Origin of the sequence: Nocardioides humilatus (genome assembly GCF_008373755.1) — a bacterium.
Classification (GTDB): Bacteria; Actinomycetota; Actinomycetes; order Propionibacteriales; family Nocardioidaceae; genus Nocardioides; species Nocardioides humilatus.
The window spans coordinates 819,382-831,405 of sequence record NZ_VUJV01000003.1; the positions used below are offsets into that span (position 1 = coordinate 819,382).

Annotated in this window: 17 protein-coding genes; 11 read left to right on the top strand and 6 right to left on the bottom strand. The window is 70.1% G+C overall.

Annotated features, from left to right (window positions below):
- Nucleotides 1-15: 15 nt before the first annotated feature.
- Nucleotides 16-405 (top strand): DUF2237 family protein, encoded by a 390-nt coding sequence (locus F0U44_RS11890; RefSeq protein ID WP_149728481.1) that lies wholly within the window; start codon nucleotides 16-18, stop codon nucleotides 403-405.
- Here F0U44_RS11890 and F0U44_RS11895 read toward each other — a convergent pair.
- Nucleotides 398-1,195, bottom strand: a complete 798-nt coding sequence (locus tag F0U44_RS11895) for an alpha/beta fold hydrolase (protein WP_188113441.1) — start codon at nucleotides 1,193-1,195, stop codon at nucleotides 398-400. The two genes, F0U44_RS11890 and F0U44_RS11895, sit on opposite strands and share 8 nt — an antisense overlap.
- Nucleotides 1,196-1,259: 64 nt before the next feature.
- Here F0U44_RS11895 and F0U44_RS11900 point away from each other — a divergent pair, with 64 nt between their 5' ends.
- Nucleotides 1,260-1,751 carry a MarR family winged helix-turn-helix transcriptional regulator gene (locus tag F0U44_RS11900; RefSeq protein WP_188113442.1) on the top strand — a complete coding sequence of 164 codons (492 nt, stop codon included), beginning with the start codon at nucleotides 1,260-1,262 and terminating at the stop codon, nucleotides 1,749-1,751.
- A gap of 46 nt (nucleotides 1,752-1,797) precedes the next feature.
- Entirely contained in the window at nucleotides 1,798-2,415 is a 618-nt protein-coding gene (locus tag F0U44_RS11905; RefSeq protein WP_149728484.1) for a hypothetical protein, read from the top strand.
- Here F0U44_RS11905 and F0U44_RS11910 read toward each other — a convergent pair whose 3' ends face one another.
- Nucleotides 2,416-3,225: a hypothetical protein gene (locus F0U44_RS11910; RefSeq protein WP_149728485.1), complete on the bottom strand. Its 810-nt coding sequence runs from the start codon at nucleotides 3,223-3,225 to the stop codon at nucleotides 2,416-2,418.
- Between the two features lie 66 nt (nucleotides 3,226-3,291).
- Here F0U44_RS11910 and F0U44_RS11915 point away from each other — a divergent pair, with 66 nt between their 5' ends.
- Genes F0U44_RS11915 through F0U44_RS11925 form a run of 3 tightly spaced genes read left to right on the top strand, consistent with a single transcriptional unit; the run spans nucleotide 3,292 to nucleotide 4,410 of the window.
- Complete coding sequence (locus F0U44_RS11915; protein WP_149728486.1) at nucleotides 3,292-3,738, top strand: hypothetical protein; 447 nt, start codon at nucleotides 3,292-3,294, stop codon at nucleotides 3,736-3,738.
- A gap of 13 nt (nucleotides 3,739-3,751) precedes the next feature.
- Nucleotides 3,752-3,988 carry a FitA-like ribbon-helix-helix domain-containing protein gene (locus F0U44_RS11920; protein ID WP_149728487.1) on the top strand — a complete coding sequence of 79 codons (237 nt, stop codon included), beginning with the start codon at nucleotides 3,752-3,754 and terminating at the stop codon, nucleotides 3,986-3,988.
- The gene (locus F0U44_RS11925; protein ID WP_188113443.1) at nucleotides 3,985-4,410 is read left to right on the top strand and encodes a type II toxin-antitoxin system VapC family toxin; all 426 of its coding nucleotides are present in this window, start codon (nucleotides 3,985-3,987) and stop codon (nucleotides 4,408-4,410) included. The genes F0U44_RS11920 and F0U44_RS11925 overlap by 4 nt, the downstream gene beginning before the upstream one ends.
- Here the strand turns inward: F0U44_RS11925 and ppnP are convergent.
- Both ppnP and F0U44_RS11935 read right to left on the bottom strand, forming a co-directional pair.
- On the bottom strand, nucleotides 4,401-4,709 hold the full coding sequence (ppnP, locus tag F0U44_RS11930) for a pyrimidine/purine nucleoside phosphorylase (RefSeq protein WP_149728489.1): 309 nt from the start codon (nucleotides 4,707-4,709) through the stop codon (nucleotides 4,401-4,403). The genes F0U44_RS11925 and ppnP overlap by 10 nt on opposite strands.
- Nucleotides 4,710-4,748: 39 nt before the next feature.
- A complete protein-coding gene (locus F0U44_RS11935; RefSeq protein ID WP_149728490.1) occupies nucleotides 4,749-5,645 on the bottom strand; it encodes a haloalkane dehalogenase in 897 nt (298 codons plus the stop codon).
- A gap of 38 nt (nucleotides 5,646-5,683) precedes the next feature.
- On the opposite strand from F0U44_RS11935, the gene F0U44_RS11940 reads away from it, so the two are divergent.
- The 4 genes from F0U44_RS11940 (at nucleotide 5,684) to F0U44_RS11955 (ending at nucleotide 10,352) form a co-directional block, all read left to right on the top strand.
- Nucleotides 5,684-6,712 carry an ABC transporter permease gene (locus F0U44_RS11940; protein ID WP_149728491.1) on the top strand — a complete coding sequence of 343 codons (1,029 nt, stop codon included), beginning with the start codon at nucleotides 5,684-5,686 and terminating at the stop codon, nucleotides 6,710-6,712.
- A gap of 83 nt (nucleotides 6,713-6,795) precedes the next feature.
- On the top strand, nucleotides 6,796-9,294 hold the full coding sequence (locus F0U44_RS11945; protein WP_188113444.1) for a calcium-binding protein: 2,499 nt from the start codon (nucleotides 6,796-6,798) through the stop codon (nucleotides 9,292-9,294).
- A gap of 17 nt (nucleotides 9,295-9,311) precedes the next feature.
- Complete coding sequence (locus F0U44_RS11950; RefSeq protein WP_149728493.1) at nucleotides 9,312-9,722, top strand: (deoxy)nucleoside triphosphate pyrophosphohydrolase; 411 nt, start codon at nucleotides 9,312-9,314, stop codon at nucleotides 9,720-9,722.
- A gap of 54 nt (nucleotides 9,723-9,776) precedes the next feature.
- A complete protein-coding gene (locus tag F0U44_RS11955) occupies nucleotides 9,777-10,352 on the top strand; it encodes a DUF6461 domain-containing protein (RefSeq protein WP_149728494.1) in 576 nt (191 codons plus the stop codon).
- Nucleotides 10,353-10,358: 6 nt separating this feature from the next.
- Here F0U44_RS11955 and F0U44_RS11960 read toward each other — a convergent pair whose 3' ends face one another.
- Nucleotides 10,359-10,904 (bottom strand): Uma2 family endonuclease, encoded by a 546-nt coding sequence (locus tag F0U44_RS11960; RefSeq protein WP_149728495.1) that lies wholly within the window; start codon nucleotides 10,902-10,904, stop codon nucleotides 10,359-10,361.
- Nucleotides 10,905-11,016: 112 nt separating this feature from the next.
- Here F0U44_RS11960 and F0U44_RS11965 point away from each other — a divergent pair, with 112 nt between their 5' ends.
- Nucleotides 11,017-11,607 carry a GNAT family N-acetyltransferase gene (locus F0U44_RS11965; RefSeq protein WP_188113445.1) on the top strand — a complete coding sequence of 197 codons (591 nt, stop codon included), beginning with the start codon at nucleotides 11,017-11,019 and terminating at the stop codon, nucleotides 11,605-11,607.
- Here F0U44_RS11965 and F0U44_RS11970 read toward each other — a convergent pair.
- Entirely contained in the window at nucleotides 11,604-12,005 is a 402-nt protein-coding gene (locus F0U44_RS11970; protein WP_149728497.1) for a PLDc N-terminal domain-containing protein, read from the bottom strand. The two genes, F0U44_RS11965 and F0U44_RS11970, sit on opposite strands and share 4 nt — an antisense overlap.
- Between the last annotated feature and the right edge of the window lie 19 nt (nucleotides 12,006-12,024).

A 12,024-nucleotide genomic window follows, 5' to 3' on the forward strand; every position in this document is an offset into this window, starting at 1 on the left:
CCCTAGTCTCGACCCATGCCCGAACGCAACGTCCTCGGCGGCGAGCTCGAGCCCTGCGGCACCGACCCGATGACGGGCTTCTACCGCGACGGCAGCTGCAAGTGCGGGCCCGACGACCAGGGCCGCCACGCGGTCTGCGCGGTGATGACCGACGAGTTCCTCGCCCACCAGAAGGCGGTCGGCAACGACTTGTCGACGCCGCGGCCAGAGTGGAACTTCCCCGGCCTCAACCCGGGCGACCGCTGGTGCGTGGTGGCGGTGCGCTGGCTGCAGGCGTACGGCGACGGCGTGCCGGCGCCCGTCGTACTCGCCTCGACCAACGAGCGCGCGCTCGAGGTGATCCCGATCCAGGCGCTGCGGGAGAACTCGGTGGACGTGCCCGACGACCCGGGCGCGCTCAGCTGACCCAGGCGACGACCTCGGCGAGGAGGTCCTCCCAGCCGGGCTCCCCGATGATCCAGTGGCCGCGGCCCTCGATGATGCGCGGCTCGACGCCGTAGTGCTTCGCGGTCTTGCGGGTCAGCGAGGTCGCAATGATCCGGTCGTCGGTGCCCCCGGCGACGAAGACAGGCACGGTCACCTTGCGGGCGTCGACCTTGATCGTGCCGAACATCGCTGCGCGGTAGACCTTCCCCGACTCGTGGGTGAGGTGCTGGTGCACCGCCGGGCGGTCGGCCTCGGGCAGCCGGTTGAGCGCGAGCGCCGAGCAGGCGGCAGGGCCGACCACGAACGGCCGCCCGGTCATGATCCGCGGCATCTGCGGCAGGAAGTGCGGGAGTGCAACGGCCTGAGCGGTCAACATCGCGGGCGGCGCAGGGGCGAGCAGCACGATCGCACGTGCCCGCCCCTGTTCCGCGAGTCGCTGCGCGACCAGTGCACCGAGGCTGTGGCCGACGAGGATCGCCGGCTCGTCGAGCGTGTCGAGCACGGCGATCGTGTCGGCGACGTAGTCGTCGAAGGCCAGCCCTTCGGCCCGCTCCGGACCGACGCCGACGCGGCCTCGCCGGGCGGGCGCGATGGCGTGGTGCCCCCCTGCGGCCAGGGGCCCGAGCCAGCCGCGAAAGGACTCGTGGTCGGCGAACGCGCCGTGGAGCAGTACGACGGGCGCCTTGCCCGGCGCACTGGCCGGCGCGGCCTCGTAGGTCGGGAACCCGGCGCGGGTGGAGCTGGTGACCTGGGGCTCGGTGCTGTTCATGACGAGATCGTCAACCTCCTTGCCTATTTTGTCAAGGCCCTTGCCTATCTGACATGATCGGCCCGTGCCCGACTTCTCGGAGATGACCCCCGACCAGATCCGCGCCCATCGCGAGACCGTGCTCCTCCGGCTCCTGATCCGGGTCGCGCAGACCGAGACCGCCGACCTCGTCGACCGGCTGCACGCCGCCGGCCACGGTCGGGTCAACCGCGCGCACATCACACTGCTCGGCAACATCGACACCGAGGGCACCCGGCTCGTCGAGATCGCGCGGCGGCTCGGCGTGACGCGCCAGGCGGCCAGCCAGATGGTCGGTGACATCGAGAAGCGCGGCTTCGTCGAACGCGCCGCCGACCCCGACGACGGGCGGGCCCAACGGGTCCGGCACACCCAGGCCGGCCGGGCGATGCTCGTCGACGCGCTCGCGCTGATGCACGAGATCGAACAGGGCTACGAGGCGGTCATCGGCAAGCGCGCGATGGCGCAGTTGAGGACCTCGCTCAGCAAGATCGCCCAGGCGACCGACGCTGCCGCGGCGCTCGGCAGCCCGGGCTGAGGCTGCGGTTTACCCATAGGTTGCTCCGGCGGGATACCGTCCGGACGTGGCCCCGGATCAGATCGAAGACCCGCTGGCTGACGCCACGGACGCGCTGCGCACGGAGGGATACACCGTGCAGCGGCCCCTCGACGCCGTCCTGCTGGTAGAGGGTAAGTTCCTCAACCCCGAGCGGATAGCGCTGCGCGCGGCCGGCGAGGCCGGCGACGCCGCGATGGGCGCGTGGGCCATCAGCCGCGAGAACGACTGGACCCTCGTCGCGTGGTCGCGCCCCGACCTGGTGACGATCACCCAGCGCGGCACTGCGCCGGCCCGCTGGCGGCACCGGCGCATCCCGCCGGCGATGCGCCCCGACGCCCAGACCTTCCTCGAGGGCGGCGCGAGCCCCCACGACATCGTGACCACGCCGAAGCACCGCCCGACCGACGCCGCTCGTGAGGTCCTGACGCAGCTCGGCATCGAGTCGCCCGAACCGCCGGGCTGGGTGCCCCCTCCCCCGCCGCCGGTCCCCGTCGTGACGGCGCCGCCGGTCAAGGCGGTCCGGGTCCGTGCGCCGCGTGCACCGAAGCCAGCCGTCGTGCGCAAGCCCGAGCCGGTCACCAACGTGTGCCCGCGGTGCTTCATGGCGATCCCCGCCACGGGGATCTGCGACAACTGCGGCTGATCAGTCCGTCTTCATCTTCACTGTCCGCTTGCGGCGGACCTTCTCCCCGTCCACCGTCGCGACAGCTCTGATGACGCACTCGCCGCGCTTGCCGTCGTAGCGCTGCACTTGAGCGTCGGTGAACCGCAGCCGGACCCGTCGACGATCGGTGAGCTCGACAGTCTTGCGGGACGACTTCACGACGTCGCCCCTGATCTCGCACACCGCACGGATGCCCACGTCGAGCCCTGCACGGCGAGGCCGCTCGGGCGGCACGTCCTCGATCAGGGACAACTTCACGACGAGGTCGGCGAAGCGCTGCCGCTCATGAGTCGCCAACCGGAAGCTCTTGGCCGTCCCCGTCGACCCGCACGCGGGCATGTCGAGGCTGATGAACTCCGCACCGCTGCCGAAGATCGGACCGACCTCGATCATCACAAGCGCACCCGTGGCCGCGCAGTAGTCGCCTGACGAGTCAATGAGGATCCGCCACTCCGAAGGCGATGGCACGAGCGAGCAGTGGACGACGCTCGTCTCGCCGGGCTTCTTGAAGCAGCACTGCTGGACCTCGCCGCCACAGTCCAGCGGCTCGCCGGCAGCGTCCTCGATCGGCTCGACAACCGGCGTGGAGCTGGGCAGCGTCACCTCGATGAAGGTACCGCCACTGTCAGGGAACGGCCCCGTCATCGTGAGGTCGAGATAGCCGTCAACGATCTGCGCCGTAGCGGTTGACGCGTGCGCGGGCGGCGCCCACGCCGACGTCGCGACGAGCATTCCGGCGAGCAGAGCCAGAGCGGCCAGCAGCCTGCCCACCAAGGATGTCTGGAGCACGGGACATCTCCTCTCGGGGACCCGAGAGCATGTCCCTCAGGATAGCGATTGCGGCACCATGGGGCCATGGCCGAACCCGAGCCCACGCCTGCGCCGCCTCCGACCCATCAGACCGAGTCGATGACGATGCGGGTCATCGTCAACGTGCTCGTGACGGCGATCCTGATCGTGCCGTTCGTGCTGGTCGGCGCCGGCATGTGGCTCCTCGCCCAGCGCCAGCTCGGCGACGAGGTCGAGGCCGAGGTGATCAGCTGCGACCTCGACATCGGCTACAAGACCACCGCGCAGCACTGCATGGCGCGCTGGACCCAGGACGGGGTCGAGCACACCGGCCCGATCCAGGGCTCGGGCGACCAGGAGGTCGGTAAGAAGATCACCGCCACCGTCCGGGGCGACGAGCTCTACAGCCGCTCGCTCAGCCTGCCGCTGATCCTGCTCGGCCTCGGGTTGCCGCTGTGCTTCTTCCCGTTCGCCTGGCTGCGCAATCGGCTCAGGAAGCGATCAGCACCCTGATATCATCGATATCATGTCGGACTCGATCGTGGTCAGGAAGCTGCCTCCCGGCCTGAAGCAGCGCCTGCGCACGCGGGCGGCCTCTCACGGCCGCTCGGTCGAGGCCGAGGTCCGAGCCATCCTCATGGATGTGGTCTTCGCCGAGGACTTTGTCCTCACCTGGCTCGACGACGTAGCGGCGGCACCCCCGGGCGCCGAGATCGAGACCCCCGACCGCGCACCTGGCCGCGAACCGGTGGCATTCGAGTGATCCTGGTCGACACCAACGTCTGGTCGGAGACGACCAAGCGGTCCCCCGACCCTGCTGTGCTCGCCTGGCTCGTGGCGCACCGCGATCAGCTCGCGCTCTGCTCGATCACTGTCGGGGAGCTCCTGAACGGAGTCGAGTTGATGACGGCTGGACGACGCCGTGACGAGCTCACCGCCAGCGTCGAACGCCTCATCAGCAACGGCCGAGGACGCACCTACCCCTACGACGAACCCGCGGCCCGGGCCTACGCCGGCATCGTTACTCGGCGCCGGTCCGCAGGCCGGCCTTTCGCAAAGCCGGAGGACGCGATGATCGCCGCGATCGCGATAGCCAACGAGTGCTCGGTCGCCACCCGCAATGTCGGCGACTTCGCCGAGATGGGTGTCGAGCTGATCAACCCGTGGGAGACGGCTCAGCCGTAGTGGCAGACGTACCCGAGCGTCTCGAGCACCTGGATGTCGAAGGACGAGTCACCGGGCACGGAGAAGGACTCACCCGCGGCGTAGTCGTTCCAGTCCTCGGCGCCGGCCAGGCGGATCCGGCAACGGCCGGCGTTGAGCTCCATCACCTCGGGCGCGGCGGTGCCGAAGTTGAGGGTCGCGGGGAAGATGACGCCCGCGGACTTCTTCGTGCCGTCGGCGAGGAAGAACGTGTGGCTCACGCACTTCCCGTCGAAGTAGATGTTGGCCTGCGGGTCGAGGGTCACGCCTTCGTAGGTCACGGGCGTCGAGCGTAGTGGCGCGCCGGCTCTGACGAAGAGTCAGGCACCCCAGTCGATCATCCGACGGGCCAGCTCAGGACCCGCGTCCTCCTGGATGAAATGGCCGGCGCGGATCCGGTCGTGCGGCTGGCCCTTCGCGCCGGGCACGTTCTCGATCAGCGGCTTGTCGGCCTTGCCGAGGATCAGGTCGTTGGCCCCGAAGACACAGAGGAACGGCTTCTCCCACCGGCAGAGCACCTCCCACGCGGCCCGGTTGGCGGGCACCGCGACGTTGTCGGGGTCAGTGGGCACGAGACCGGGGAAGGCCCGAGCGCCGGCTTGGTACTTGGCCGAGGGGTAGGGGGCGTCGTACGCCTTGACGACCTCCTTCGGCAGCTTGTTGACCGTGCCGGTCTGGAGGATCCGGCCGGTCGGGAAGACCGGGGTGTAGCGGGCGAAGGCACGCCAGATCTTGAAGGCGGCCGGGACCCCGCGGTCGGCGGTCGGGAGGAAGCCGTTGCCGACCATGATCCGGCTGAAGCGCTGCTCCTGCTCGGCGGCGACCCGCAGGCCGATGAGTGAGCCCCAGTCCTGCACGAAGACGGTGATGTCGGTGAGGTCGAGTGCCTCGATCCACGCCGTGACCCACTCGACGTGGCGCAGGTAGGTGTAGTCGTCGATCTTGGTCGGCTTGTCGGACTTGCCGAAGCCGATCAGGTCGGGCACCAGCACGCGATAGCCCGCCTCGACGAGCGGCGGCAGCATCGTGCGGTAGAGGTAGGACCAGGACGGCTCGCCGTGGAGGAGTACGACGACCCGCCCGTCCCGCGGCCCCTCGTCGAGGTAGTGCATCCGGACCGGCTCGGTGTCGGAGGCGGCCACGTCGAGGTAGTGCGGTGCCCACGGGTAGTCGGGCAGGTCGGCGAAGCGGGCGTCGGGGGTGCGCAGCACGTCCATGCGCGCAGCGTAGGACCGTTTCTGCGACGCTGTCCTCCGTGACGGACTCGACGACCGAAACACCGAACGCCCGCACCATCCGCCGCTACGGCGTCGCGATCGCCCTCGCCGGCGCCGCGATCCAGCTGCTGCTCGGCATCTACTACCTAGCCATGGCGCACTCCCCGCAGCCGCACGACCTCCCGGTCGGCCTGGTCGCGACCAAGCAGCAGGCGCAGGCGATCACCGAGCAGCTCGAGAGCGACGGCCAGTTCGAGGTCGAGACCTACGCCAACGCCGCCGACCTCACCGAGGCGATCAAGAGTCGTGATGCCTACGGCGGCGTGGTCATCGCCAATGCCGGCCCCACCCTCTACGTCGCCTCCGCGGCCTCGCCCGCCGTGGCCAACCTGCTGAAGGCGTCCTACAGCCAGGTCTACTACGAGAAGCTCGGCCCCCAGGCCGGCCCGCCGACGATCGTCGACGCGGTGCCGCTGCCCGCCGACGACTCGGCTGGCGGCTCGCTCGGCTTCATGATCCAGGCGATCGCGCTCGGCGGCTCGATCGCATCGCTCGCGCTCGGACAGCTGCGCCGGATGTGGCAGCGCTCGCTCCTCAACGGCTTCCGGCATGCCGGGCTGCTCGTCGCCTACGCCCTCCTCAGCGCCGGCGTCGCTCTCGTCGCCATGTCGTTCTTCGGGGTCAGCTCGGGTGCCGACACGTGGTCCCTCTTCTGGGGCTTCGCCTTCATCTCGCTCGCGATCACCGCGTCGATCGCGGCTGCGGTCACCCTCGTCGGACCGGCCGGCACCAGCCTCGGCATGCTCTACTTCACGCTCGGCATCATCATCTCCGGCTCGTCGATCGCACCCGAGATGCTGCCCACCGCCGGTCGCGTGATCGGCCAGCTGCTGCCGCCGGGCGCAGGGGCGACCGTCGTACGCGACAGCCTGTACTTCCCCGACGCCTCCACCGCCGGCCCGTTCATCGTGCTCGGCCTCTTCTCCGGCGTCGGCCTGCTCGTGGTGCTGCTGAAGAACGCCGCTGCGAGCCTGCCGGCGAAGGCGCCGGTTCAGCCGGAAGGCTGATTTCTTTACCGTTCGGCAACGAAAGGTAAAGAGTCGACCTAGGGTGCAACGACCCTCTCGGGTTGTCGCCTCTGGAGGCTCCCGTGCGCCGCTCCCTCGCCATCTTGACGCTGCTCGCATCCGCCGCGCTCGTCCCAGCGCCTGCAGATGCCGCCGACCTGCCGCGCTGCTTCGGCAAGCTGCCGACGATCAACGGCCACAACAAGGACGTCATCCAGGGCACCGCGGGCGCCGACATCATCCTCGGCGGCAGCAAGTCCGAGACGATCAACGGCAAGGGCGGCAACGACAAGATCTGCGGTAACGGAGGCGCCGACCAGATCGACGGCGGCGGCGGGCACGACCTTATCGACAGCGGCCCCGGCGCGGATCGGGTCACGGGCAGTGACGGCGACGACGACCTGTTCGGAGGCTCGGGCAACGACTTCTTGTCCGGTGGCGACGGGGACGACATCGCCGACGGCGAGGAGGGCGACGACGACGTCCAAGGCGGCCCGGGGAGCGACGGCACGACGGCTGTGCGGGGTCAGACGACGGCGTACGGACTCGTCGGCGGCGCCGGCGAGGACCGGATCAGGGGCGGTGGCGGTAGGGATCTGCTGCGCGGCGGTGACGGCGAGGACAACCTCGACGGCGGCGGCGCATCGGACCGCATCTTCGGCGGACTCGCTGACGACTACGGCACCGGCGGTCCCGGGGGCGACAAGCTGTACGGCGAGGACGGTTCGGACCTGCTGGGCGGCGACGACGGCGACGACCAGCTCTCCGGTGGTGGCGGCGACGACGCGCTCTTCGGGGATGCAGGTGACGACCAGGTCTCCGGCGACGACGGCGCCGACGGGATCGACGGTGGGCCGGGCGCTGACCTGATCGACGGCGGCGCAGGCAACGACGGCCCCCTCACCGGACGTGTGGTGGAGCCTGGCCTCACGGTCCTCGGTGGCCCCGGCGACGACCTGATCGAGGGCAGCGACGGCGACGACTCCCTCTTCGGAGACGACCCGCAGGACACCGGAGCGACCGGCGACGACCAGGTCCTCGGTGGCGTCGGTGACGACCTCATCGACGGCTCCAACGGCAACGACCACCTCGATGGTGGCGACGGCGACGACTTCATCGACGGTTCCGACGGCAACGACGTCGCGATGGGCGGCGCGGGGAAGGACGACATCGACGGCGACGACGGCACCGACACGGTCGAGGGCCAGGACGGCGATGACGAGCTCTTCGGCGGCGACGGCAACGACAGCGTCCAGGCAGGCCTGGGCAACGACACCGCGGCGGGTGGTGCGGGCGACGACAACGTCGCCGGCGAGGAGGGCGACGACCGCCTCGAGGGCGACAGCCCGCAGGACACGGCGGCGACGGGTGACGACACGATCGGCGGCGGACCCGGCAACGACGAGATCGACGGATGGACCGGCAACGACTCGCTCTTCGGAGGCGAGGACGACGACGAGATCGACGGCTGGACCGGCAACGACGACGGCTCTGGCGGAGCGGGCGATGACCTGATGCTCGGCGGGACCGGTACCGACGACATGAGCGGCGACACCGGCGACGACGTCCTGATCGGCGGGACGGGCGATGACGCGCTCAGCGGTGACGACGGCATCGACGGCATCGACGGCGGCGCCGGGAGCGACACCATCGATGCGGGCCCCGGCGACGACGGACCGGAGCCGACGCGCGCCGCGGATCCCTCCCTGGCCGTGGAAGGCGGTGCGGGTGACGACCTGATGACCGGCGGAGCGGGCGACGACATCGTCTACGGCGACGTGGCAGGCGGCCCCGGGACCGGAGCCGACCTCATCGACGGCGAGGGTGGCGACGACGACCTGCACGGCGGCCCCGGCAACGATCAGATGGACGGCGGCGCCGACCTCGACGACCTCTTCGGCGACGCCGGCGACGACGCGCTTGAGGGGGGCACGGGCGACGACCTGATGGACGGCGGCGCCGACGTGGACATCTGCGGCGGCGGCACGGGCACCGACGTGTGCGACGGCGGTAGCCCCGGCACCGCCGAGGTCACGCCCGACGACCCCGACACGTGCAAGGCGGACGTGGAGGCCAAGGCGTCCTGCCACGCGGCGATCGACGCGGACTTCTACGGCACCGCCCAGGGCCAGAACTACGGGCCGATCGTCGAAAGCGGCGGGAGCTACGACGAGACCTGGAGCGCGAACGTCCAGCTCGACTTCCTCGGCATCGAGTTCGGCGTGGAGAAGTACGCCGTCACCGGCGGCACGATGACGATCGAGGCCCACGGGATGGCCAACCCGAGCTGCAGCTGGTCGGCACCGTCCACGACCTTCGCCCTGGACGCCGACGATGGCGAGATCACCATCGACCGGGCCGCGGGCACCTACCTGATCCAGGTCGGCCCGGTTCACGAGCAGCTGCCCGGGCACATGGTGTGCCCGTCAGGGACCTACTCCTACACGCCCTGGGCGAGCGCCCAGGGCCACAGCGACGAGCTCGCCTTCACCGGTGGCCCGGACGCCCTGTCGGGTTCGCGGACCACCAATCGAGCCGGCGACGTCACGATCTGGTCCTGGTCGGTCGTCGCGGGCGACTAGGGCGCTAGCGTCGCGGCGTGCCCCAGACCGTCGTCGGCGCGATCATCGTCGACAGCCTCGAGCAGCCGTCGTACGTCGTCGCTGCTCGACGCACCCGACCTGCTGACCTCGCGGGCAAGTGGGAGTTCCCCGGCGGCAAGGTCGAGCCGGGCGAGACGCCCGAGGCTGCCCTGGCGCGGGAGATCCGTGAGGAGCTCGGCGTGGAGATCGCGGTCGGTCCCGAGCTCGTCGGGCCGGGTGGCGGATGGCCGATCTCCGAGAAGTACGTCCTGCGCCTCTTCTTGGCGGTGGTCACGTCCGGCGACCTGCACGAGAGTGCCGACCACGATGAGCTCCGCCGGCTCGGGCTCGACCAGCTCGAGTCGGTCGACTGGCTCCCGAGCGACCTGCAGGCGACCCCGGCGCTCACGCGGTGGTGGAGAAGCTAGGACTTCTCCTCGTTCGCGTGACGCGACCGGCACCTCGGACCTACCCTCCGAATCGTGGCAGCAACGGTGGAGTACTACGACGACTTGATCGACTCGTTCGGCGACTCGCAGTCGTTGACGCTCCTCGTCGTGGCCGGAGCGACGCGCGACTGCGTGGCCAAGGCGCTCGAGGTCGACCTGCACGAGCCGGTGATCCACCCGTGGGACGCCGACGACGAGGCCGATTTCGCCTCGTGGGCGCTGGTCGAGATCGACGGTGGCGTGATCGGTGTCGAATACACCGGCTACGCCGACCCGACCGTCGATGCCCTGCGCTTGATGTCGCGCAACGGCGGGGCCGCTGCCGTCGTACGGAGCAATGTCGAGGCGCAGCTGCGCTTCGGCTGCGCTCGCGACGCCGAGGTGCTCCTCGACGCCGGTCAGGACCTGCACGTCGACGACCCCGACCAGGTGCCGAGCGAGCTGCGGCCCCTCTTCGACCGGGCCCACAACGACAGCGACGCCGACGCGTTCGTCGTCGGCCTCGCGATGGCCGAGGTCGTCACCGGACTTGAGCTGACCTCGCAGGAGGCACTGCTCCTCGCGAGCGCGCAGTTCTTCCGCGGGCCGACGCTCGCCGTCGAGTCCTGAGGCGCCTCAGTTGCTGAGAGTGGCTGGGCGGACCGTCACCGGGAACGGGGCCGCCGCGGTCCACTCCTGACCGCTCAGGATGTCCGCCACCTTCGCGTAGCGGCCATCCCGAAGCTCCCACGCGATCAGTCGGCCATCATCCGGATCGACGACCCAGTACGACGCGACCCCGGCCCGCTCGTAGCGCGCCTTCTTGAGGTTGAGGTCGATCAACTTCGTGCTCGGCGACAAGACCTCGACCGCGAGAAGCGGTGCTGCCTCGATCGTCCGACCAGCGGCAGCCTCTCGCGCTACGACGAGGATGTCGGGTTGGACCTGGGTGTCGTCTGCCAACCTCACATCGAGCGGTGCCGTGAAGACCTCGACCTCGTCGGTCTGAGCAGAGAAGAGCAGCTGCAGCAGGCGCGACACGACGCGCTGGTGCGGCACGGCCGGCCCCGGGCTCACGATCAGCGTCCCGTCGATGAGCTCGTAACGGTGCCCGTCATCGGGCATTCCTTCGAGGTCGTCGACCGTCAGCGGCCTGCGCGGTAGGGCGTTCACAACTGTCATGGTGCCTCACTCCGAGTAGCGGGTACATGACCCGAAGGTTGTCGCGACGGTCCGACACAACAACTTGGTCACAGCGACCACGTCGCGGCACCGACGGCGAGACACTGGGCCTGTGCTGCGCCACGCGGTCCGAGCGGACCTACCCGCGATCGTCGACACCTGGGTCGACGCGTTCCACACCGACCCGTACTTCCGCTGGATCGCACCCGACGACGAAACCTACGTCGCCTTCGCCCGCGACTGGCTGTCGCTGATCGCGTCGCTGTGCTTCGAGCGCGGCCACACCTACGTGACCGACAACGCGGCGATCGCCTGGGTGCCGCCCGACGTCGCCGTCGCCGGCCCGAGCGACTTCGAGAAGGCGCGCGGCATCATCGCCAACCATGCGGGCGAGACCCGGGCCGAGGAGGCCGTCAGCGCGATCCTGACCGCCCGCGGTCACGCGGTCAACGAGCCGCACTGGACGCTGCAGTACGTCGGCGTCCGGTCTGCCGACCGAAGCTCCGGCCTCGGCTCGGCCATCGTCAAGATCGGGCTGGCGACCGCCGACCGTGACGGGCTGCTGTGCGGCCTGACGTCGACCAACAAGAAGAACCTGCCGTTCTACGCGCGGCTCGGCTTCACGATGGCGGCCGAGGTGAAGCTCCCCGGCACCGACCACGCGCTGCGCCCGATGGTGCGGCCGGCGCACGGGCACCGCTAGTCCTCGGAGCCCTGCTCCTTCTCGAACTCGGCGGCTTCAGCAGCCTCGCGCTCGGCCTTCTTCTTCGCCTCGTAAGTGCGGCGCTGCTCCTCGGCGCGCTCGCGCACCTGGCGCAGGAACTCGTCGTCCTTCTCCGGGTCGGCTGCGGAGAAGCGGCCGCGCCGTTCGTACTCCGGGAAGCTCGGCGCCGCCCCCTCCGACCGGCGCAGCGGCCGCGACCTCTGCGGTCGGCCCGCCACGAGCCAGGCGATCGAACCGACCAGCGGGAGGAGCAGGACGATGATCAGCCAGAAGGTCTTCGACAGGTTTCGCACCTCGTCATCGCGCGACACGATCACGTCGATGACGCAGAAGAGCCAGAGGACGAAGATGATCTCGCCCGGGAGAAACCTGATCACGCGAGCATTCTGCCTGCTC